At 71.8% G+C, this 19,841-nt stretch carries 24 protein-coding genes and 1 riboswitch; of the genes, 15 read left to right on the forward strand and 9 right to left on the reverse strand.

What is annotated here, in order from left to right; all coding sequences use genetic code 11:
* The first annotated feature begins 1 nt into the window (after position 1).
* A complete protein-coding gene (locus OG329_RS36650) occupies positions 2 to 1,540 on the forward strand; it encodes a GMC family oxidoreductase (protein ID WP_405801000.1) in 1,539 nt (512 codons plus the stop codon).
* Positions 1,537 to 2,292, forward strand: coding sequence for a TetR/AcrR family transcriptional regulator (locus tag OG329_RS36655; RefSeq protein WP_405801001.1), 756 nt, complete (start codon positions 1,537 to 1,539; stop codon positions 2,290 to 2,292). The genes OG329_RS36650 and OG329_RS36655 overlap by 4 nt, the downstream gene beginning before the upstream one ends.
* 16 nt (positions 2,293 to 2,308) lie before the next feature.
* Here the strand turns inward: OG329_RS36655 and OG329_RS36660 are convergent, their stop codons facing one another.
* The gene (locus tag OG329_RS36660; RefSeq protein WP_405801002.1) at positions 2,309 to 2,791 is read right to left on the reverse strand and encodes a GNAT family N-acetyltransferase; all 483 of its coding nucleotides are present in this window, start codon (positions 2,789 to 2,791) and stop codon (positions 2,309 to 2,311) included.
* Positions 2,792 to 2,910: 119 nt separating this feature from the next.
* Here OG329_RS36660 and OG329_RS36665 point away from each other — a divergent pair, with 119 nt between their 5' ends.
* From OG329_RS36665 to OG329_RS36675, 3 genes are read left to right on the forward strand one after another with little or no spacing between them, the layout of a single operon-like run.
* On the forward strand, positions 2,911 to 3,177 hold the full coding sequence (locus OG329_RS36665) for an antitoxin (protein WP_405801003.1): 267 nt from the start codon (positions 2,911 to 2,913) through the stop codon (positions 3,175 to 3,177).
* 42 nt (positions 3,178 to 3,219) lie between these two features.
* Positions 3,220 to 4,086, forward strand: coding sequence for a PP2C family protein-serine/threonine phosphatase (locus OG329_RS36670; RefSeq protein ID WP_405801004.1), 867 nt, complete (start codon positions 3,220 to 3,222; stop codon positions 4,084 to 4,086).
* 13 nt (positions 4,087 to 4,099) lie between these two features.
* Positions 4,100 to 4,513 (forward strand): fic family toxin-antitoxin system, toxin component, encoded by a 414-nt coding sequence (locus OG329_RS36675; RefSeq protein ID WP_405801005.1) that lies wholly within the window; start codon positions 4,100 to 4,102, stop codon positions 4,511 to 4,513.
* 42 nt (positions 4,514 to 4,555) lie between these two features.
* Here the strand turns inward: OG329_RS36675 and OG329_RS36680 are convergent, their stop codons facing one another.
* The 4 genes from OG329_RS36680 to bioB all read right to left on the reverse strand — a co-directional run bounded on the left by OG329_RS36680 (position 4,556) and on the right by bioB (position 8,511).
* Complete coding sequence (locus OG329_RS36680) at positions 4,556 to 5,236, reverse strand: class I SAM-dependent methyltransferase (RefSeq protein ID WP_405801006.1); 681 nt, start codon at positions 5,234 to 5,236, stop codon at positions 4,556 to 4,558.
* Between the two features lie 84 nt (positions 5,237 to 5,320).
* Positions 5,321 to 6,076: a dethiobiotin synthase gene (gene bioD / locus OG329_RS36685; protein WP_405801007.1), complete on the reverse strand. Its 756-nt coding sequence runs from the start codon at positions 6,074 to 6,076 to the stop codon at positions 5,321 to 5,323.
* A gap of 1 nt (position 6,077) precedes the next feature.
* The gene (locus OG329_RS36690; RefSeq protein ID WP_405801009.1) at positions 6,078 to 7,388 is read right to left on the reverse strand and encodes an adenosylmethionine--8-amino-7-oxononanoate transaminase; all 1,311 of its coding nucleotides are present in this window, start codon (positions 7,386 to 7,388) and stop codon (positions 6,078 to 6,080) included.
* Positions 7,381 to 8,511, reverse strand: coding sequence for a biotin synthase BioB (gene bioB / locus OG329_RS36695; RefSeq protein WP_405801010.1), 1,131 nt, complete (start codon positions 8,509 to 8,511; stop codon positions 7,381 to 7,383). The genes OG329_RS36690 and bioB overlap by 8 nt, the downstream gene beginning before the upstream one ends.
* 143 nt (positions 8,512 to 8,654) lie before the next feature.
* Between bioB and OG329_RS36700 the strand changes: the two genes are divergently transcribed.
* Together OG329_RS36700 and OG329_RS36705 are read left to right on the forward strand one after the other, a co-directional pair.
* Positions 8,655 to 9,860: an 8-amino-7-oxononanoate synthase gene (locus tag OG329_RS36700; RefSeq protein ID WP_405801012.1), complete on the forward strand. Its 1,206-nt coding sequence runs from the start codon at positions 8,655 to 8,657 to the stop codon at positions 9,858 to 9,860.
* 261 nt (positions 9,861 to 10,121) lie between these two features.
* Positions 10,122 to 10,553: an ATP-binding protein gene (locus OG329_RS36705; protein ID WP_405801013.1), complete on the forward strand. Its 432-nt coding sequence runs from the start codon at positions 10,122 to 10,124 to the stop codon at positions 10,551 to 10,553.
* A 65-nt stretch (positions 10,554 to 10,618) separates the two neighbouring features.
* Here the strand turns inward: OG329_RS36705 and OG329_RS36710 are convergent, their stop codons facing one another.
* The 3 genes from OG329_RS36710 to OG329_RS36720 all read right to left on the reverse strand — a co-directional run bounded on the left by OG329_RS36710 (position 10,619) and on the right by OG329_RS36720 (position 12,586).
* Positions 10,619 to 11,089 (reverse strand): C40 family peptidase, encoded by a 471-nt coding sequence (locus OG329_RS36710; protein WP_405801014.1) that lies wholly within the window; start codon positions 11,087 to 11,089, stop codon positions 10,619 to 10,621.
* A 3-nt stretch (positions 11,090 to 11,092) separates the two neighbouring features.
* Positions 11,093 to 11,264: riboswitch (cyclic di-AMP (ydaO/yuaA leader) on the reverse strand.
* 370 nt (positions 11,265 to 11,634) lie between these two features.
* Complete coding sequence (locus OG329_RS36715; RefSeq protein ID WP_405801015.1) at positions 11,635 to 11,943, reverse strand: hypothetical protein; 309 nt, start codon at positions 11,941 to 11,943, stop codon at positions 11,635 to 11,637.
* 7 nt (positions 11,944 to 11,950) lie between these two features.
* Positions 11,951 to 12,586 carry an ATP-dependent Clp protease proteolytic subunit gene (locus OG329_RS36720; protein ID WP_405801016.1) on the reverse strand — a complete coding sequence of 212 codons (636 nt, stop codon included), beginning with the start codon at positions 12,584 to 12,586 and terminating at the stop codon, positions 11,951 to 11,953.
* Between the two features lie 84 nt (positions 12,587 to 12,670).
* Between OG329_RS36720 and OG329_RS36725 the strand changes: the two genes are divergently transcribed.
* On the forward strand, positions 12,671 to 12,964 hold the full coding sequence (locus OG329_RS36725) for a type II toxin-antitoxin system Phd/YefM family antitoxin (protein WP_405801018.1): 294 nt from the start codon (positions 12,671 to 12,673) through the stop codon (positions 12,962 to 12,964).
* Between the two features lie 302 nt (positions 12,965 to 13,266).
* On the opposite strand, the gene OG329_RS36730 is transcribed toward OG329_RS36725, so the two are convergent.
* Positions 13,267 to 14,271, reverse strand: a complete 1,005-nt coding sequence (locus OG329_RS36730) for an ABC transporter permease (protein ID WP_405801019.1) — start codon at positions 14,269 to 14,271, stop codon at positions 13,267 to 13,269.
* A 163-nt stretch (positions 14,272 to 14,434) separates the two neighbouring features.
* Here OG329_RS36730 and OG329_RS36735 point away from each other — a divergent pair, with 163 nt between their 5' ends.
* The 7 genes from OG329_RS36735 (at position 14,435) to OG329_RS36765 (ending at position 19,749) form a co-directional block, all read left to right on the forward strand.
* Positions 14,435 to 15,061: a TetR/AcrR family transcriptional regulator gene (locus OG329_RS36735; RefSeq protein WP_405801020.1), complete on the forward strand. Its 627-nt coding sequence runs from the start codon at positions 14,435 to 14,437 to the stop codon at positions 15,059 to 15,061.
* A gap of 135 nt (positions 15,062 to 15,196) precedes the next feature.
* Entirely contained in the window at positions 15,197 to 15,499 is a 303-nt protein-coding gene (locus OG329_RS36740; protein ID WP_405801021.1) for an urease subunit gamma, read from the forward strand.
* 15 nt (positions 15,500 to 15,514) lie between these two features.
* Complete coding sequence (locus OG329_RS36745) at positions 15,515 to 15,826, forward strand: urease subunit beta (protein ID WP_405801022.1); 312 nt, start codon at positions 15,515 to 15,517, stop codon at positions 15,824 to 15,826.
* Positions 15,819 to 17,540, forward strand: coding sequence for an urease subunit alpha (locus tag OG329_RS36750; protein WP_405801024.1), 1,722 nt, complete (start codon positions 15,819 to 15,821; stop codon positions 17,538 to 17,540). Before OG329_RS36745 ends, OG329_RS36750 begins: the two co-directional genes overlap by 8 nt.
* Positions 17,540 to 18,214 carry an urease accessory protein UreF gene (locus OG329_RS36755; protein WP_405801025.1) on the forward strand — a complete coding sequence of 225 codons (675 nt, stop codon included), beginning with the start codon at positions 17,540 to 17,542 and terminating at the stop codon, positions 18,212 to 18,214. Before OG329_RS36750 ends, OG329_RS36755 begins: the two co-directional genes overlap by 1 nt.
* A 45-nt stretch (positions 18,215 to 18,259) precedes the next feature.
* Entirely contained in the window at positions 18,260 to 18,955 is a 696-nt protein-coding gene (ureG, locus tag OG329_RS36760) for an urease accessory protein UreG (protein ID WP_405801026.1), read from the forward strand.
* Positions 18,952 to 19,749, forward strand: coding sequence for an urease accessory protein UreD (locus OG329_RS36765; protein ID WP_405801027.1), 798 nt, complete (start codon positions 18,952 to 18,954; stop codon positions 19,747 to 19,749). Before ureG ends, OG329_RS36765 begins: the two co-directional genes overlap by 4 nt.
* The last annotated feature ends 92 nt before the right edge of the window (positions 19,750 to 19,841 follow it).

A 19,841-nucleotide genomic window follows, 5' to 3' on the forward strand; every position in this document is an offset into this window, starting at 1 on the left:
GGTGAGTGGTCAGACCGGTCAGCCCAGTGGTGAGCAGACCTTTGACGTGATCGTGGTGGGTGGTGGCTCGGCGGGCGCGGTCCTCGCGACCCGGCTGAGCGAGGACCCCTCACGAGAGGTGCTGCTCCTCGAAGGGGGGCGGGTGTACGCCCCCGACGCGTATCCCGACGTGATCCTCAACAGTGGCCGGGTGGGCGGCGACGAGGACCACGACTGGGGCTACTCCGCGGCCACCGGCCAGGGCGACAACCGCATCCCGGCGCCGCGCGGCAAGGTTCTCGGCGGCAGCTCGGCGGTCAACGCCGGGGTCGCGCTCCGGGCCCGCCCCGCCGACTTCGCCGCCTGGCGTGCCCACGGTCTGTCGGGGTGGACGGACGCCGAGGTGCTTCAGGCGTACAAGCTGCTGGAGAACACCTCCGCCGGTGACGACCGCCTCCGTGGCCGCTCGGGGCCGCTGCCGATCCACCAGATGGAGTACGACGAGCTGACGCCGTCGCTGCGGGCGTTCGTCGACGCCTTCGCGAGCGAGGGGTTCAAGCGACTGGCGGACGTGAACGGGTCCGACCAGGACGGAGTCACCGCCTATCAGCTCAACGTGCTGGAAGGCGTACGGCAGAACACCGGCATGGCCTATCTGACCGATGAGGTTCGGCGGCGTTCGAATCTGACCATTCGCGGCGGCGTCGAGATCGACCGGGTGCTCATCGACAAGGGTGTGGCCCATGGGGTCGTGGCGGGGGACGGCACGGTGTTCACCGGGGGCGAGGTGATTCTCTCCGCCGGCGCTTTCGGCAGCCCCGCCATCCTGATGCGCTCGGGCATCGGCCCGGCCGGCCATCTGCGGTCCCTGGACATCCCCGTCGTGGCCGATCTGCCGGTGGGCGAGCGGTTGCGGAACCAGCCCTTCTACTTCAACGTCTACTCCCTGCGGCCGGGCGAACTCGCCATGACGCCGCCGGGCGGGGCGCTGGTCTGGACGGCGTCCGGCGAGGCGGCCGAGGACGAGCTGGACATCCATATCTCGGCGACGCACCTGATCGATCCGGCGTTCAGTCCGACCGGCGGTGCCATCGTGCTCGCGGTGTCGATCATGCGGCCGGACTCGGTCGGCAGCGTGCGGCTCGGCAGCCGTAACCCCACGGACGCCCCGGTCATCGATTACAACTTCCTCGCCGAACCGCGCGACGTACGGCGCATGGTGGAAGCGGTCAAGCTCAGCCGCCGGGTCGGCGCGGGCGAGGTGTTCGCGAAGGTGGCACAGGCCGAACTGCTGCCCGGGGACGGGGTGGCGGACGACGACGCGGCGCTCGAAGGCGTCATCCGCGAGAATCTTGCCTCGTACGAGCACCCCACCTCGACCGTGCCCATGGGCGGGGACGACGACGAGTGGGCCGTGGTGGACAGCGTGGGCGCGGTCCGCGGGGTCGGCGGCCTGCGGGTGGTGGACGCCTCGATCTTCCCCGAGATCCCGTCGACCGCGACGAACCTGACAACCATCATGGCCGCCGAGTACGTCGTCGGGCGGGTGTACGGGAAGTGACCCGGCCGGGGAGCCCCGGCGCCGAGGCGGCGGAGTCCGATCCGCCGCCGGCGCCGGGATCCACGCGCCGCAGTACGGCCCGGCGGACTCTGGTCACCCGTGACCTGCTGGAGAAGGCGACGCTCCTCTTCGCCGAGAAGGGGTACGAGAACACCACCCTCCAGGACGTCGCCGCGGCCGTCGGCGTCTCCCGCACCGCGCTCTACCACTACGTGACCAGCAAAGAGGAACTGCTGGCGATGCTGGTCGAGCGGATGAGCCTGGGGCTGGCCGACACGCTGGCCGCGCTGTGGGCCCGGACGGACCTCACCCCGGAGGGCAAGCTCCGCGAACTGACGGACATGCTCGTGCGGCAGCGGGCGGAATCACCGCACCAGTTCCGCGTCCACGACCAGACCGAGTCCGTTCTCCCGGAACCGCTGCGCTCCCGCCACCGGCAGGCGCGGCGGGACGTGCTGGCGGCACTCTCCGGGGTGATCGAAGAAGGCGTCGGCAAGGGCGAGTTCAAACCCCTCGACCCCAGGATCGCCGCGTTCAGCGTGCTCGGGATGTGCAATTGGGTGGCGTGGTGGTACCACCCGGGCGTGGATTACGACATCGACGCGGTGGCCCGGCAGATCAGCCAGTCCGCCGTCGACATGGTGACCGCCGGCGACGCCACCCGAGGGCGCGCCGACTCGGCGAAGTCCGCCTTGGCCGCCGCCCGTTCGAGCCTCGACGCGCTCGAGCGTCTGCTCCCCGGAGAGAACTGACAGCCTCTGACGCCCGTCACCGGGGAGAGGGCCCGGCGGCTCTGTCGGCGAGCGACTTCACCCAGCGGCGCCACTGCTGCTGAGGGCCGTACCCGGCCGTGTCCCACGCCCGGTGGGCGAGCGTGTTGCGCTCGAGCACCATCGCGTCGGCCCGCCGTCCGCCCCACTGGACGAAGCGTTCCTCGGCGGCCATGAGCAGTGCGCCCCCGATACCCCGGCGCCGCCGGTCCGGGTGGACGGCGAGCCGGTAGAGATGGCAGCGCCATCCGTCGAAACCGGCGATCACGGTGCCGACGATCGCTCCGCCGTCCTCGGCGATGATCAGTGCGCCCGGGTCGCGGGTGACCAGCCGCTCGACGCCCTCGCGGTCGTCGCTGATGCTGGTGCCCTCGGCGGCGATCTTCCAGAAGGCGAGCACGGCGTCGAGGTCGGCCGGCGTCGCGGCCCTGATCCGCGGTTCGCCGTGGGTGCCGGGCGCGTTCCTGGTGGCTGAGTCCATGAACCGATCCCAGCACCGGGCGGCCCACACCGTCGAACGGATTCCGCGATGCGAAACGCCGTTCCTCCCGGAAATCGGCCCACTTGCCGATGCTAGCGTCCGCGCGCTAGCTTGTTGGGGTGGCGAAGACCCAGTTGAACGTACGCGTGGACGAGACCACCGCGGAGGCCGCCAGGCGGCAGGCGGGTCGGCGCGGGATGAGCGTGAATCGCTACATCGAGGAGCTGGTCAAGCAGGACGCGGGCGAGGTCGGGAAGACCTTCGTCGAGTCCGCCGCCGACTTCATGAAGCAGTACGAGTCCGTGTTCACGGAGGAGTTCGACGCGGAGACCACCCCCACGGACCGGGGCACGGGGCGGGACTCCGGCCGCGAGGGCGCGCTCTGACGCCGGATCCCGGTCTGGCAGTATTCGGGGCCGATGAATCCGATGACCGGGACGCCTGAACCGTCCGACTGCGTCAGGTGCGGCGGAACCGTCGCCCCCGACGGCTACTGCTGGGACTGCGGCGAAGCCCAGCCCGCCTACCGCTCGCACCTCGAAACCACCCTCGGCACCCGAGCCGCCGGCGTCAGCGACCGCGGCAAGCGGCGCGGCCTCAACGCGGACGCCATGGCGCTGACCACGAGCGGCGACTGGACGATCGGCGTCGTGTGCGACGGAGTGTCGATGTCGCCCCGCGCGGAGCGGGCCGCACAGGTCGCCACGGACGTCGGCGCGGCGCACCTGACGGCGGGGCTGCGGGCGGGGACGCTGCCGGAGACCGTCCTCGGCGACGCCGCCGTACGCGCGGGCCGCGCCGTCAGCGCCCTGGCCGCCTCCGTGGACGAGGCCCCGGCATGTACGTACGTCGCGGGCATCGCCGGCCCGCAGGGCCTCTGGTGCTCCTGGATCGGCGACAGCCGCGGGTACTGGCTGCCCGACGACGGGACATGCATAGCGCTGACCGAGGACGACTCGGGCCAACACGGCGCCCTCACCGCGTGGTTGGGGGCCTCCGCGGACGAACCGACCGAACCGGTCGCGCGCGTCCGGAGCTACCGGCCGTCGGGACCGGGCCGACTGCTGCTCTGCACCGACGGGTTGACCCGCCATCTGTCCGACGCCGAACAACTGCGCGCCGTCGCAAGCGCTCGCACGCGGCGCTCAACACCGCGTGACCACAGCCTTCTTGAGGATGCGCGGGCGCTGATCGGGTACGCCATGGACGCGGGCGGGCAGGACAACATCACCGCACTGCTCATCCATGTCGGGGATACTGATCATCGGGAACTCCCCACACCCACCTCCTACTGAGACAGCAGCCTCCATGGAAAACGCCGATACCCCTGACCCACCGTCACATGCCCACCCCACGCTGCGGATCGATCTGTCCTGGCTGCTCATGGTGGCCGAGCACAAGATGCCCGGCGATCCCCAAGTCACCGACTGGGGCGCGCTGGTGGCCGCCGTCAGCCGGCACGAGGCGCAGATATTCGGCACCCCCGTCTACAGCGACCCGCACAGCCGCGCGGCGGCCCTTCTCCAGAGCCTGTTGCACGTGCCCGCGCTGGAGCGGTCGAACGCCATGTACGCCTCCGCCGTCGCGTACGGCTATCTCGTCGCCAGCGGCCTGAAGGTCGTCACCTCGCCCGAGCAGGTCAGGGACCTGGCCAGACTGGTCAAGGACGGCAGGGCCGACGTACGCGCCATCGCGGAGGAACTGCGCGGCTGGAGCATCTAGGTCCGCCGGACAGGGCCTGGCCCAGGCCGGGGGCCGGCCCGGTCAGACCAGGTCCGCCCGTGGCCGGTAGGCCACGCCGAGCACGCACGGTGAGGTCGGCGTGCGCGGGCCGGGGTCCGGCACCCGCAGTGAGCGGTACGGGCCGGACTCGAAGCCCGCGTCGCGGATCGCGGCCAGCGGATCGCGTGCCGGATGGCAGCCGCCGAACAGCATGGGCCACACCGTGCGCTGGAGAGCCTTCTGCACCGTCGCCAGACCGCGCTCCGCCGCCAGCCCGTGCTCGAAGAAGCGCAGCTCACCACCGGGGCGCAGGACCCGGCGGACCTCGGCGAGCGCCCGTGGCACATCCCGTACGGTGCACAGCACCAGGGAGGCGACGGCCGCGTCGAAACCCTCGTTCTCGACCGGCAGCGCCTCCGCCGTACCGGGCCGTACGTCCACCGAGACCTTCGCCCGCATCGCCGCCCCCACCGCCAGTCGCCGCAGACCGCGCTCCGGCTCGACGGCCACGACCTCCGAGACGGCGGCCGGGTAGTGCGCGAAGTTCAGCCCGTTGCCCGCGCCGATCTCCACGACCCGTCCCGACAGACCGGCCAGCAGCTCCGCGCGGAGGGCCGCGATGCCGCCCCGGGCGTCGGCGGCGACGCTCATCCGCGCGTAGTAGCGCGCGAAGACGGGGTGGTGCACGGAGTCCTGGGTGACCTTGCGGTTGCGCAGATGCATTTCGCGGATCTCCTCCGGCGTACAGGTCGACAGCGCGATTCTTCCCCGTACGGCTGCGCTCAGCAGCTCATGGCGCGGAACTCGTTACCGTTCGGCCGAGGCGGCCGACACGCTCGACACCACGCCCGCCGCGAACCGCGCCGTGAACCGCTCCGCGTCCCAGCCCCCGCCGAGCGCCGGAGCCAGCCAACCGGCCGCACCGGCCCGGAATCGGGCCGGGTCCAGGGCGCCCGCGCCGTGCGGTACGGCCCCGAGCAGCGGTGCGCCCGCCACGTCCGGCAGATCGGCCAGATTGCAGCGCGCCGCCAGATCCGGCACGGCCGGCCAGCTCCCGATCACCACCCCCGGCGCCACCAGCCCGCGCGCCCGCAGCGCCTCCGCCGTCAGCGCGGTCATGTTGAGTGTGCCGAGCCCGGCGGGCGCCACCACCAGCACCGGGGCGGCGAGCAGTCGGGCGGCGTCCGCGAGCGTGCCGCCGTCGCCGTCGAACCGTACGAGCAGCCCGCCCGCGCCCTCGACCAGCACCAGATCGTGCTCGGTCGCCAGCTTTCCGGCGCTCTCGGCGATCTCCTCGGGGCGTACGGGCGGCGTGCCGGCCCGCGCGGCGGCCGTGGCGGGCGCCAACGGCTCGGGAAAACGCGCCAGTTCGACCGTGGTGACGCCGCCCGCCAGACGTATGACCTCGTCCACGTCCCCCGGCTCACCGGCGCCCACACCGGTCTGCGCGGGCTTGAGCACCGCGACCGTACGGCCCTGGGCCAGCGCGAGAGCGGCGACGGCCGCCGTGACGATGGTCTTGCCGATCTCCGTCCCCGTTCCGGAGACGATCAGTACGGGCATGTCACGCCTCCCGCGCCGCCGCCGCCACCGCGCGGCAGATCCGGGCGATGTCGGCGTCGTCCGTGACGTACGGCGGCATCGTGTACACGAGGTCGCGGAACGGCCGCAGCCATACGCCCTCACGCACCGCCGCCCGTGTCGCGGCAGCCATGTCCACCTCGCGGTCCAACTGCACGACGCCGATCGCGCCGAGCACGCGCACATCCCGCACTCCCGGCAGCGACGCCGTCTCGGCGAGGCCGTCACGCAGCCCCGCCCCGATCCGCTTGACCTCCCCCTGCCAGTCCTGGCCGAGCAGCAGATCGATCGAGGCGCACGCCACGGCCGACGCCAGTGGATTGCCCATGAAGGTGGGCCCGTGGGCCAGGACGGGCACCTCCCCGCGCGAGATGCCCTCGGCCACCTCCGATGTGCACAGCGTCGCGGCCATGGTGAGATAACCGCCGGTCAGCGCCTTGCCCACACACATCACATCGGGACTGACCCCCGCGTGCCCGGCGGCGAACAGCGCGCCCGTGCGGCCGAAGCCCGTCGCGATCTCGTCGAGGATCAGCAGCACGCCGTACTCGTCACAGGCTTCGCGCAGCACCCGTACGTAGTCGGGGGAGTGGAAGCGCATACCGCCCGCGCCCTGCACCACCGGCTCCACGATCACGGCGGCCAGTTCGTCGGCGTGGCGGGCGACGAGGGCGCGCAGGTGGTCCGCGTACCTCTCGTCGTACGGCTCGACGTCGGCCGGCGGCGCGTCGGCGAAGATCTGCCGCGGCAGCACACCCGACCAGAGCCCGTGCATACCGCCTTCGGGATCGCACACCGACATGGGCTGCCAGGTGTCCCCGTGGTAGCCGCCGCGCCAGGTCAGCAGCCGTTGCTTGGCCGGGCGGCCCAGCGAACGCCAGTACTGGAGGCACATCTTGACGGCGACCTCCACCGACACCGACCCGGAGTCGGCGAGGAAGACATGCCGCAGCGGTTCGGGGGTGATCTCCACGAGCTTGGCGGCCAGCCGGACGGCCGGCTCATGGGTGAGCCCGCCGAACATCACATGGCTCATCCGCGCGAGCTGGCCCTGGGCCGCCTCGTTGAGCACCGGGTGGTTGTAGCCGTGGATCGCCGACCACCAGGACGACATGCCGTCGACCAACTCGCTCTGCCCGTACGCCGGTTGGGCGAGCCGCAGCCGTACACCCGTGGCGGACTCCACGACCAGCGGGTCGGTACGGCCGGGCATCGGGCCGTACGGATGCCAGACATGGGCCCGGTCCAGCGCCAGCAGCGCGTCCGCGTCGAGCGCGGCCGGTGCGTCAGGCATTGGGCGCCAGGTCGGTGCCGGCGCCGCGCCGCCGTACGGTCACCAGATCCGTACGCGCGGACGCCGCGTCCGCCCCGGCATCGGCCGTCGGTGTGTCGCACGGACTGTCGCAGCCCCCGTCGCGGTGTCCCGGCAGCGTCGTCGTGCCCATGCCCTCCACCTCGAACCCGGCGTCCGCGATCATGTCCAGATCCGCCTTGCCCTCCTGGCCCTCGGTGGTGAGGTAGTCGCCGAGGAAGATCGAGTTGACCAGGTGCAGCGCGAGCGGCTGCATCGTGCGCAGATGCACCTCACGCCCGCCCGCGAGCCGGACCTCGACGTCGGGACAGACGAACCGCACCATCGCCAGAATCCGCAGCGCCCGCTGCGGCGTCAGATTCCACTCCTCGGCCAGCGGCGTGCCCTTGACGGGGATGAGGAAGTTGACCGGCACCGAGTCCGGGTCCAGCTCGCGCAGCCCGAAGACCACGTCCACCAGATCGGCGTCACTCTCGCCCATGCCCGCGATCAGCCCCGAGCACGCCGACAGACCCGCGCCCTGCGCGTGCCGCACCGTCTCCACCCGGTCCGCGTAGGTGTGGGTGGTGGTGATGTCGCCGTACGTCGCCTCGGAGGTGTTCAGGTTGTGGTTGTACGCGTCGGCGCCCGCCGCCTTCAACCGCTCCGCCTGACCGTCCGAGAGCAGCCCGAGACAGGCGCAGACCTCGACCTCCGCGTGTCGTTCCTTGATCGCGCCGATGGTCTGCGAGACCCGCTCGACGTCCCGGTCCGTCGGCCCCCGGCCGCTCGCCACCAGACAGACCCGCTTGGCGCCGCCGGCCACCCCTGCCGCGGCGGCCTTGGACGCCTCGTCGGGCTTGAGCCAGGTGTACTTGAGGATCTCGGCCTTGGACCCGAGGCGCTGCGAGCAGTACGAGCAGTCCTCCGGACAGAGCCCGGACTTGAGATTGACCAGGTAATTGAGCTTGACCCGCCGCCCGAACCACTGGCGGCGCACCTTCCCGGCCGCAGCCACCACATCGAGCAGATCGTCGTCCGAGGTCGCCAGCACGGCGAGCGCTTCTTCGCGCGACGGCAGCTCGCGCCGAAGGCCCTTCTCCACCAGTGTGTTCAGCAGGTCCATGGCGCCGATCCTGGCCTACGGCGGGCCTCCGAGCCAAGGATGAACCCTACAAGACAGGTGCATTCAGGTGTGTGTATGACCACACTCGAAGGCGGTCCGACCACGGTTAGGGTCTGTGGGCTGCCTACAAAAGGACCCGAGCCGTGCCCACCGAGCCGTCCGTGCCGCGCAGGCCCTGTCCGCCATCGACGCCGGACCCGTTCAACTGGATCGACGACGAGGCGCGCCGGCGCGAGCGTTCCGGACTCGTCCGTACGCTGCGGCCCCGCGACTCCGGCTCGGCGCTGCTCGATCTCGCGAGCAACGACTACCTGGGGCTCACGCACCACCCGGTGACCACGGGCGCGGCGGCCGACGCGGCGCGCCGCTGGGGCGCGGGCGCCACCGGCTCCCGGCTGGTCACCGGAACCACCGCCCTGCACGCCGAACTGGAGCGTGAGCTGGCCGAGTTCTGCGGTTTCGAGGCCGCGCTTGTCCTGTCGTCCGGATACGCCGCGAACCTCGCGGCCCTGACCGCGCTGACCGCGCGCGGCTCGCTCGTGGTGTCGGACGCCGCCAACCACGCCTCCATCGTGGACGGTTGCCGTCTCTCGCGCGCCGAGACCGTCGTCGTGGCGCACGCGGACCCGGCGGCCGTGGACAAGACGCTTGAGACGTACGAAGGTTCACGGGCCCTGGCCGTCAGCGACTCGGTCTTCTCGGTCGACGGCGACGCGGCGCCGCTCGCGCGACTGGCCGAGGTGTGCCGTACGCACGGCGCCGCGCTGCTCGTGGACGACGCCCACGGTCTCGGCGTACTCGGCGACGGCGGCCGTGGCGCCGTCCACGCGGCCGGTCTGGCGGGCGACCCGGGGACCGTCGCCACCGTCACCCTCTCCAAGTCGCTGGGCAGCCAGGGCGGCGCGATCCTCGGACCCGCCCGGGTCATCGACCAACTGATCAACACCGCACGGTCGTTCATCTTCGACACCGGCCTCGCGCCGGCCGCCGTGGGCGCCGCGCTCGCGAGTCTGCGGCTGCTGCGCGCGGACCCGTCGCTGGCGGGCCGGGCGCGGACGGTGGCACACGCGCTGCACCAGGGGCTGACCGGGGCGGGGCTGTCCGCCGTACGCCCGGACGCGGCCGTCGTCTCCGTACGGGCGCCGTCCCCGGACGCGGCCGTGCGCTGGGCCGCCGACTGCCGGTCGGCGGGGCTGGTGGTGGGCTGCTTCCGGCCGCCGTCGGTACCGGACGGGATCTCCCGGATCAGGCTCACGGCCCGCGCGGATCTGACGGACCAACAGGTCGGGACGGCGCTCGCGACGATCGTCGCGACCGCGCCCGCCGGGGCCGTGGCACCGACCGGTTGAGCGCGCGCGCACGTCCCCCGGCACGTTCCCTCCTCCGGCGTCCCCCTCGGTCGCCGGGGGCGGAAACTTGAGTCCGCTCAAATACGGTCTCGCGTAGCAGGGTTCACCGCTTAGAGCGACAACCGGGGTCATATCCCGGCGGATCGCCCATGCGCCGGGCGCCGTTGATGGCAGTGTGGCGCGAAGCGCAATCCGGGGACGTACTCGCGGGCATCTGCCATAGGTCGGTCTGCGTCCCGGTGGGAAAGGGACAGCGTCGCCATGGCAGACCATCAAGAAGCATCCGTCACGCTGCCGAGCGATCCGGCCTCGGTACCGGCAGCTCGCAGATATGTCGCGCGTGTCCTCGGGGAGTGGGGACTGCCGGGCGACGCCGACACCGCCGAAACGGTTCGCCTGATCATCTCGGAGCTGGCGACCAACGCCGTGCAGCACACTTTCGGCAGATCACCGACCTTCACGGTCGACGTCACTCTGGAGCGCGACGAACAGTTGCGCGTCGGCGTGACCGACAGCCATCCGCGGTGGCCGCAGCGGCTCCCGGCCGCGGTCCAGCAGGACAACGGCCGCGGGATGGTCATCATCCGCGCGCTGGCCGCCGAGTACGGCGGAGCGGTGGCCGTGACCCCCACCGCCGACGGCGGTAAGACGGTCTGGATCACCCTGCCCTGGACGCCCCCGGCCCAGGGCTGACCCGCACGCCGCACCGCGTACCGAGCACCGCCGTACGGGAGTACGCGCGTAAGGGCGTACGGGCGTCAGCGGACCCGGCCGTACCAGACGCTCTTGGCCCAGATGCGCTGGAGCCGTACCACCTGACCCGTCTTCGGCGAATGCCAGATCTTGCCGGCGCCGGCGTAGATCCCGACGTGGTAGACGCGGTTGCCGGAGTGGAAGAAGACCAGATCGCCCTTCTTGCGGCTGGAAGCCGAGATGTGGCGCGACTTGTTGTACTGCTGCTGCGCCGTACGCGGCAGCGACTTGCCCGCCTTCTTGTACGAGAACAGCGTCAGACCCGAGCAGTCGAACCGATGCGGACCTGTCGCCCCGTACTTGTACGGCGCGCCCTTCTTGGAAGCGGCCACATTCAGGGCCTTGGAGGCGGCCGGATGGGCGTGGGCCTCCGACACGGCGCCGGGCGCCAGCATCGTGCCGCCGACGGCGGCGAGGAGGACCGATGCGGTACCGGCCCGGGAGAGCAGCGACGGGACATGCGTCTGCGAGGACATGCGCAACCCTTCGTCAGCCGCCTGTGAAGGATGACCTGTCGGGTTCGGACTGGCGAAGATGCCCGGCCGCGTGTGCGGCTTCACCCCGAGGAACGGTCCATGGCCGGACCGCCCCGAACTGCTCGGGTCCTCCACTCCTGCCGATCCACTCGTGTCGACCAGGCATCCGGAGCGGCGGCAGGACTCGGCGTCCACCCGGACCGCCCCGCCGAGGTGGCGGGGGCTTGTCGTCCCACGGATCTTGACGCGGCCTCAGCGCAATTCCGAGCCGAAACGACCATATGTGACTCTCGTCACTTATGGCCCATTTGGGTTGCTACGGTCGATTCGGTGACCGGCCCATATGACCGCTCACGCGCTGTACCTGCGACGTAGCGACGCGTTGCGGCCGGACGGCCGATCCGCCCGTCGCAAGTCGCCGCCCCTGTCGCGGCGGGCGCGTCGATACGCCGAACGAGCGGGCAAATCCCGTACGGACGCGTCCGTACGGGACACCGCGCCACCGATTCGGTGTCGTGTCGCGGGTCCGTTGACCGACGCCCGCATCAAGTCGGCGGTCCGGGCGGCATGGTGACCCGCCCGGCCCTGCGTTCCCCGTCGAGAACCCGCAGCGCGCGGTCCAGGGTCGGCGTGTGCAACCGCGTCTCGCCCCTGGCGTGCATCAGCGTCAGCGCGGCGCGCAGTTCGGCCGCTCGGGACACCAGGGCCTGCGCGGCGCGCAGCGCGCCGTAGGTGTCGTCGGCGCGCGACGGGTTGATCCGGCCCACCAGGTCGACGACCTGGAGATAGCTGTCGACGAAGTCGCCCTCGGCGCGGGTCAGCGCGGGCAGCGGCGGAAGTTCCGGTGGCGGCATCGGCGGTTCACCGGGGGGTGTTGAAGCCGAGGGACGCCCTGCGGTCCTGCGCGACCTGGTCCACCAGGCCGTACTCCATGGCGCCCGCCGCGTCGAAGATCGTGTCCCGGTCGATGTCGGCGTCGATCCGCTCGGCGTCACGGCCGGTGTGCCGTACGAGCATCCGCGCCATCAGGGCCCGCAGCCGCAGCAACTCCTCGGCGTGGATGGCGAGATCGGACGGCTGGCCGCGTACGGGCTCCTCGATCCCCGGCTGCTGGAGGACGACCCGCGCGCCGGGCAGCGCCATCCGCTTGCCGGGCGCCCCGGCGGCCAGCAGGACGGCGGCGGTGGACACCGCCTGACCGAGACAGGTGGTCGCCACGTCGCAGCCGACGACCTGCATCGTGTCGTAGATGGCGGACATGGCGCTCAGCGAGCCGCCGGGGGAGTTGATGTACAGGGCGATGTCCTGGTCGGGCGCCGCGTATTCGAGATGGAGCAGTTGGGCGATCACGTCGTTGGCCGACGTGTCGTCAAGAGCGGTGCCGAGAAAGATGATCCGGCCCTCGAACAGCTTGGAGTACGGGTCGAGGGACCGGGTCCCGGTGGTGGTGCGCTCGGTGAACTCGGGCAGGACGTAGCGGGCGGAAGGACGGTTCATGGTGTGCCTCTCCTCGCGTGCCGGACTCGGCTCTCGTCCGTCCGTAAAAAATGTACAGGACGTACAGGCCGTAAGATGGCGAGCATGGCCTACGAAATTCCGGTGACGCAAGCGCGGGCGGAACTCGCCGATCTGATCAACCGGGTCGTCTACGGCGAGGAGCGCGTGGTCGTGACGCGCCACGGCAAGCCGCTCGTCGCCCTGGTCTCGGCCGCTGACCTGGAACGACTGGAGAGCCTGAAGTCCGAGGAGGCCGCCGCGGCGGTGGAGGAGCGCGTGATCGCCTCGGTGAGCGCGATCAGGTCGGTGGCGTCCGCTCCGGGCGAACGCGCGGATTTCGGCATCATGGCGAAGCACGAGCCGCCGGAGAGGCGCTGAGCGTTTTGTCCTCAAGCGCCGGACGGGCTGGGGGTTTCGTCCTCAAGCGCCGGACGGGCTTGAGGCGCATGGGCTGGAACCCGCCGGATCCGAGGCGGAACTGGCGTTTCGCGCCCCGCCGGCGAGATGGGGCACCCGTACCGGCCGATGGTGGCCCCGGCCATCCCCGCCGGCGTGCCGCAGGCCGTCAACACCGCCACAGGAAGGCGGTGTTGGTCCTTCGAGGTGCCGGAGGGGTGGACGGTCTCCTCTTGCCCTCCACCTGGCCCCGGAGTGAGCGGAGGCCCGTATGAAGGCGGCGGTCACGCCGCCGGGGCGGGCTCCCGGGTGCGGACCGGGGCGTCGGGTGTCCCCGGTGTCTCGGGCGTCGCAGCCGTACGGCGCGTTCCCACCAGTACCGCGACCAGGCCCAGCACCGCCCAGATCGTGAGCGTCAGCGCGGGCGTCCCCGCCGCGTTCCCGTCGAAGAAGGAGACCGAGCGGAGCAGCGAACCGCTCGCGCCCGGCGGCAGCAACTGACCGATCGTTCCGAACGGCTCCGGCAGGAGTTCGGGCGCGCTCGCCACGCCGGAGAACGGATTGCCGATCAGCACCATCAGCAGGCCCCCGAGGCCGATCCCGGCCCGGCCGACGAGCGCGGCGAGCCCCGCCACGGTCGCGCCGATGGCCAGTACGGCGAGCCCGAACACCCCCGCCTGCGCCCACCAGTCGCCGGCGAGCACGCCCAGCCAACTGTGGGCGAGGGCGGTGGCGGTGAGGCCCGCCAGTGCCGCCGCCCCGAACAGCGTGCCCACCGCGCGGACCCCGGTCAGCGCGAGCAGGCTCACCAGCGCTCCGGTGGCGACACCCGCCAGTGACAGCGGGAACATGCTCGCGCCGAACCCGCTGCCGCGCGGGTCCGCCGCGGGTGCGGCGACCACGTCGGTCACCGGCACCTCGGTGCCCGCCGGCGCCTGCGCGGTCGCGGCTTCCCTGAGCAGTTGGGCGACGACCGGACCGGCCGCCGACGCCGTCAGCACGTGCGGCCCCTCCGGGGTGACGACCACGGCACCGTAGACGTCCCGTTCCTCGATCGCCGCGCGGGCGGCGGCCTCGTCGTCGTACCGGTGCACCTCAAAGGCGTCCGGCTGCCGCTCGAAGCCCTGCTGGAGCGGCGCGGTCGCCGAGGCGGGCCCGGCGAGGCCGACCGGCAGATCGTGCGGCGCCACCCGGGCGGCGGGCCAGGCGAAGGCCCACAGTGCCAGGGCGGCCATCAGGGGGATCAGGACCATGACGCCGATCATGCGGCGGGTGACAGTGGCGGACATCGCGTCCTCGTTCTCGGTCCACGCGGTGGTGGAGGGGATGTGCGGTGGAGGGGGCCACCGGGTCGGGATGCAAAAAGAAGGATCGTTCGTTTTGCGCGTCCGGTCACTGTCACCGGAAATCCGGAAGATTGTCAAGAAGGAACGTTCGTTTTAGGCTGCGCGCATGGCCCGTGTATCTCAGGAACACCTGGACGCCCGTAGACGGCAGATCCTCGACGGCGCCACGCGCTGTTTCTCGCGCAACGGCTTCCACGCCACCTCCATGCAGGACGTTCTGCGCGAGGTCGATCTCTCGGCCGGCGCCGTCTACCGCTACTTCAGCGGCAAGGAGGAGCTGATCGCGGCCATCGTCACCGAAGTTCTCGACACCGTCAGGGAGGCGTTCGAGGACGCCGCGCGCCAGAGCCCCCCCGAGCCGCCCGACGTGCTGATCGGCCAGGTGATGGAGCGCGTGCTGGGTGAGGCGTTCGTCCGGGGCGTGCCGGGCAGCAGCCAGTTCCCCCGGATGATGGTCCAGGTGTGGACGGAGACCCTGCGCAACGAGTCGCTTTCCGTGCTGATCCGGGACGGGTTCGAGAGAGTGCGCGGGGCCTGGGTCGAGGTCGTCGAGGCGTACCAGGCGGCGGGGCTGATGCGCGCCGACATCCCGGCCGAGCATGTCGCCCGCACGATGATCGCCACCGTCCAGGGATTCGCCGCCCAGCAGGCGCTGTTCGGCGAGGTCCCCGTCGACGTCGTGCAGAACGGCCTGCGCGGGTTGATGTCCATGGGCGAGCAAAAGGCTGGTTAACCTGCCGGAAAAACTTCCGCCGTAACGTGCCGTGCCTGGCTGTGAGGCCCCCGTCCCCGTGCAACAGAGTGTTGAATTCGACGCGGACGGCGACGGGCCCCGAGCCGGACCGGGCCGCGACAGTGAGGTGGGAACGTGCAGTTGACCCCGCACGAGCAGGAACGTCTGCTCATCCATGTGGCCGCCGATGTGGCGGCCAGGCGCCAGGCGCGCGGGCTGCGTCTCAACCACCCCGAGGCGGTCGCCCTGATCACCGCGCACCTCCTCGAAGGCGCCAGGGACGGCCGCACCGTCGCCGAACTCATGGCGTCCGGACGCAAGGTGCTCACCCGCGACGACGTCATGGAGGGCATCCCCGAGATGATCCACGACGTGCAGGTGGAGGCCACCTTTCCGGACGGCACCAAGCTCGTCACCGTCCACGACCCGATCGTCTGACGGGGGAGCGCGCCGATGATTCCCGGAGAGATCCTGTACGCCGACGACGCCGTGCCCCTCAACGAGGGCCGCCCCGTCACCCGGCTCACCGTGCTCAACGCCGCCGACCGGCCCGTCCAGATCGGCTCCCACTACCACTTCGCCGAGACCAACCCCGGTCTGCGGTTCGACCGCTCGGCGGCGCGCGGTCTGCGGCTGAACGTGGCCGCCGGTACCTCCGTACGGTTCGAGCCCGGTGTCCTGGTCGACGTCGAACTCGTCCCGCTCGCCGGGCGCCGCGTCGTACCGGGCCTGCGCGGCGAGAGCGGAGGCCCCCTCGATGCCTGAGCTGAACAGAGCCGTCTACGCCGACCTCTTCGGCCCCACCACCGGCGACCGCATCCGGCTCGCCGACACCGACCTCCTGGTCGAGATCGAGGAGGACCGCTCCGGCGGCCCCGGACTCGCCGGGGACGAGGCGGTGTTCGGCGGCGGCAAGGTGATCCGCGAGTCGATGGGCCAGTCGCGTACGACACGGGCCGAAGGCGCGCCCGACACCGTGATCACCGGCGCCGTGATCATCGACCACTGGGGCGTCGTCAAGGCCGACATCGGCATCCGGGACGGCCGGATCACCGGCATCGGCAAGGCCGGCAACCCGGACACCATGGACGGCGTCCACCCCGACCTCGTCATCGGACCCGAGACCGAGATCATCGCGGGCAACGGGAAGATCCTCACCGCCGGAGCCGTCGACGCCCACGTCCACTTCATCTCGCCGACCCTCGTCGACCAGGCGCTGTCCGCCGGCATCACCACACTCGTCGGCGGCGGTACGGGACCGGCCGAGGGGACGAAGGCCACCACCGTCACCCCGGGTCCCTGGCACCTCGCGCGGATGTTCGCCGCCCTGGAGTCCTCACCCGTCAACATCGGGCTGCTCGGCAAGGGCAACACCATGTCGCGCGACGCCATGTACTCCCAACTGCGGGGCGGTGCGCTCGGGTTCAAGATCCATGAGGACTGGGGCGCGACCCCGGCCGTCATCGACGCCTGCCTCGGTGTCTGCGAGGAGACGGGCGTCCAGCTCGCCATCCACACCGACACCCTCAACGAGGCCGGATTCGTCGCCGACACGCTCGCCGCCGTCGCCGGGCGGACCCTGCACGCGTACCACTCGGAGGGCGCGGGCGGCGGACACGCGCCGGACATCATCACGGTGGTGTCGGAGCCGTACGTCCTGCCCAGTTCCACCAACCCGACGCGCCCGCACACCGTCAACACCATCGACGAACACCTCGACATGCTGATGGTCTGTCACCATCTCAACCCGGCCGTCCCCGAGGACCTGGCGTTCGCCGAATCGCGGATCCGGCCGTCGACCATCGCGGCCGAGGACATCCTGCACGACCTCGGAGCGATCTCGATCATCTCCTCCGACTCGCAGGCCATGGGCCGTATCGGCGAGGTCATCCTGCGGACCTGGCAGACCGCGCATGTCATGAAGAAGCGCCGGGGCGCGCTGCCCGGCGACGGCCGGGCCGACAACCACCGGGTCCGCCGCTACGTCGCCAAGTACACCGTCAACCCGGCCGTGGCGCAGGGTCTCAGCCATGAGATCGGCTCCGTCGAGACCGGCAAGCTCGCCGATCTCGTCCTGTGGGACCCGGCGTTCTTCGGCGTCAAGCCCCAACTGGTCATCAAGGGCGGCCAGATCGCGTACGCGCAGATGGGCGACGCCAACGCGTCCATCCCCACCCCGCAGCCCGTCATGCCCCGGCCCATGTTCGGCGCGACCGGCACGGCCCCGGCGGCCAACTCCGTCAACTTCGTCGCGCGGGAGGCCATCGAGGACGCGCTGCCCGAACGGCTCGGCCTCGGCAAACGCTTCGTCCCCATCGAGAACACCCGCTCCCTCAGCAAGGCCGACATGCGGCAGAACGACGCCCTGCCGCGCGTCCACGTCGACCCCGACACCTTCACGGTGACGATCGACGGCGAGGTGGTCGAACCCGCCCCAGCCGCCGAACTGCCCCTGGCCCAGCGCTACTTCCTCTTCTGATGAGCCGCGCCGCACTGCTCGTCCTCGCCGACGGACGGTTTCCGGCCGGTGGCCACGCCCACTCGGGCGGCGTCGAACCGGCCGTCCGCGCCGGGCGGCTCACCGACGCCCGCGACCTGGCGTCCTTCTGCCGGGGCCGGCTCCACACCACCGGGCTCACCGCCGCCGCGCTCGCCGCGGCGGCCGTCCTGGGCGTCGACCCCCTCGCCCTGGACGAGGCCGCCGACGCCCGCACCCCGTCGCCCGCCCTGCGCGCCACCGCGCGCAAGCTCGGCCGCCAGATGACGCGTGCCGCACGCGCCAGTTGGCCGAGCCCGGAACTCGACGCCCTCGCGGCGGCCCGCCCGCGCGGCGCCCATCAGCCGATCGTCCTCGGCCTCGCCGCCCGCGCGGCCGGACTCGGACCCGAGGACGCCGCGCACTGCGTCCTGTACGAGAGCGTCAGCGGCCCGGCCACCGCCGCCGTACGGCTGCTGAGCCTGGACCCCTTCGACGCGACCGGCGTCCTGGCCCGGCTGGCACCCGACATCGACGCGACCGCGCTGCGTGCCGTGGCCACCGCGCACCGCGCCGTACGCAAAGGCATTGGCGCCCTGCCCGCCGCGTCGGCGCCGCTGCTCGACATCACCGCCGAGGCGCACGCGGCCTGGGCGGTACGCCTCTTCGCCTCGTAACGACTCGTCACGCCCGCCCACTCACCACCACGAAGGAGCCGCACCGTGCACCTCGACCACGCCGACCCGTACACCGACCCGTACCTGGACCCGCACAGCCACGGCGCCGGAGCCGCCCGCCCGGACGGCTCGCGGCGGGCCCTGCGCATCGGCCTCGGCGGGCCCGTCGGCTCCGGCAAGACCGCGACCGTCGCCGCCCTGTGCCGGGCGCTGCGCGACACGATGTCCATCGCCGTCGTCACCAACGACATCTACACGCAGGAGGACGCGGCGTTCCTGCTGCGCAACGCCGTGCTGCCCGCCGAGCGGATCCAGGCCGTCGAGACCGGCGCCTGCCCGCACACCGCGATCCGTGACGACATCTCCGCCAACCTCGAAGCCGTCGAGGACCTGGAAGAGTCCGTGGGACCGCTCGATCTGATCCTGGTCGAGTCCGGCGGGGACAATCTCACCGCCACCTTCTCCAAGGGCCTCGTGGACGCGCAGATCTTCGTCATCGACGTCGCCGGCGGCGACGACATCCCGCGCAAGGGCGGCCCCGGCGTCACCACCTCCGATCTGCTGGTGATCAACAAGACCGACCTCGCCCCGTACGTCGGCTCGGACCTCGGGCGCATGGTGAGCGACGCCAAGGAGCAACGCGGCGAACTGCCCGTGCTGTTCACCTCGCTCACCGGCCCGGACGGGGTGGCCCCGGTGGCCGACTGGGTACGCGCGCGCTTCACCGCCTGGACCGCATGAGCGTCCACGCCACCGCCCGGATCACCGCCGCACCGGACGGGCGCGGCGGCACGGCCCTGCCCGTACTTCAGAGCGCCGGGCCGCTGGCCCTGCGCCGTACCCGAGCCGCCGCCGTCGCGCACACCGGCACACCGGCCGCCGCCGCGCCCGCGCGCGTCACCGTCGTCGGGGCGATGAGCGCGCCGCTCGGCGGCGACCGGCTCGCCCTGGAGGTGGCGGTACGGGACGGGGCCGCGCTCACCGTGGACGCGGCAGCCGCCATGATCGCGCTGCCCGGCCGCCGCACCGGCGACGAGCCCGCAGACCACGCGGGCTACGACGTACGTCTGACGGTCGGTGAGGGCGCCGTCCTGCACTGGCTGCCCGAACAGCTCATCTCCGTCACCGGCAGCGATCTGCGTACCCGCACGCGCGTCGAACTCGGCCCCACCGCCCGACTGGTGCTGCGCGAGGAACAGATTCTCGGCCGCCACGGCGAGGCGCCCGGCACCCTCACCTCCCGGCTCACCGTGCACCACGCGGGGCGCCCACTGCTGGACCAGCAACTCGCGCTCGGGTCCGGCGCACCCGGCGGATGGGACGGCCCGGCGGTCATCGGCGGACACCGCGCGGTCGGCCAACTCCTCTTCGTGGCACCGGAGTTCGAGGAGAAGCCGGTGGTGGCGAGGCTGCTCGGCGACACCGCCGTACTCACTCCGCTCGCCGGTCCCGGAGCACTCGTCACCGCCCTCGCCCCGGACGCCCGCGCGCTGCGCCGGGTCCTGGACGACGCCCTGGCGGCCATGTACCGCTGAGCGGAACCGGAGTCACCGGCTATCGGTTCGGCAAAGAATCGGCGCTTTGACCTGTTCTCGACCGGCTCGGAGACGAAATGATCCCCCTCGGT

Origin of the sequence: Streptomyces sp. NBC_01506 (assembly GCF_045040295.1) — a bacterium.
In the GTDB taxonomy this organism is placed as follows: domain Bacteria; phylum Actinomycetota; class Actinomycetes; order Streptomycetales; family Streptomycetaceae; genus Streptomyces.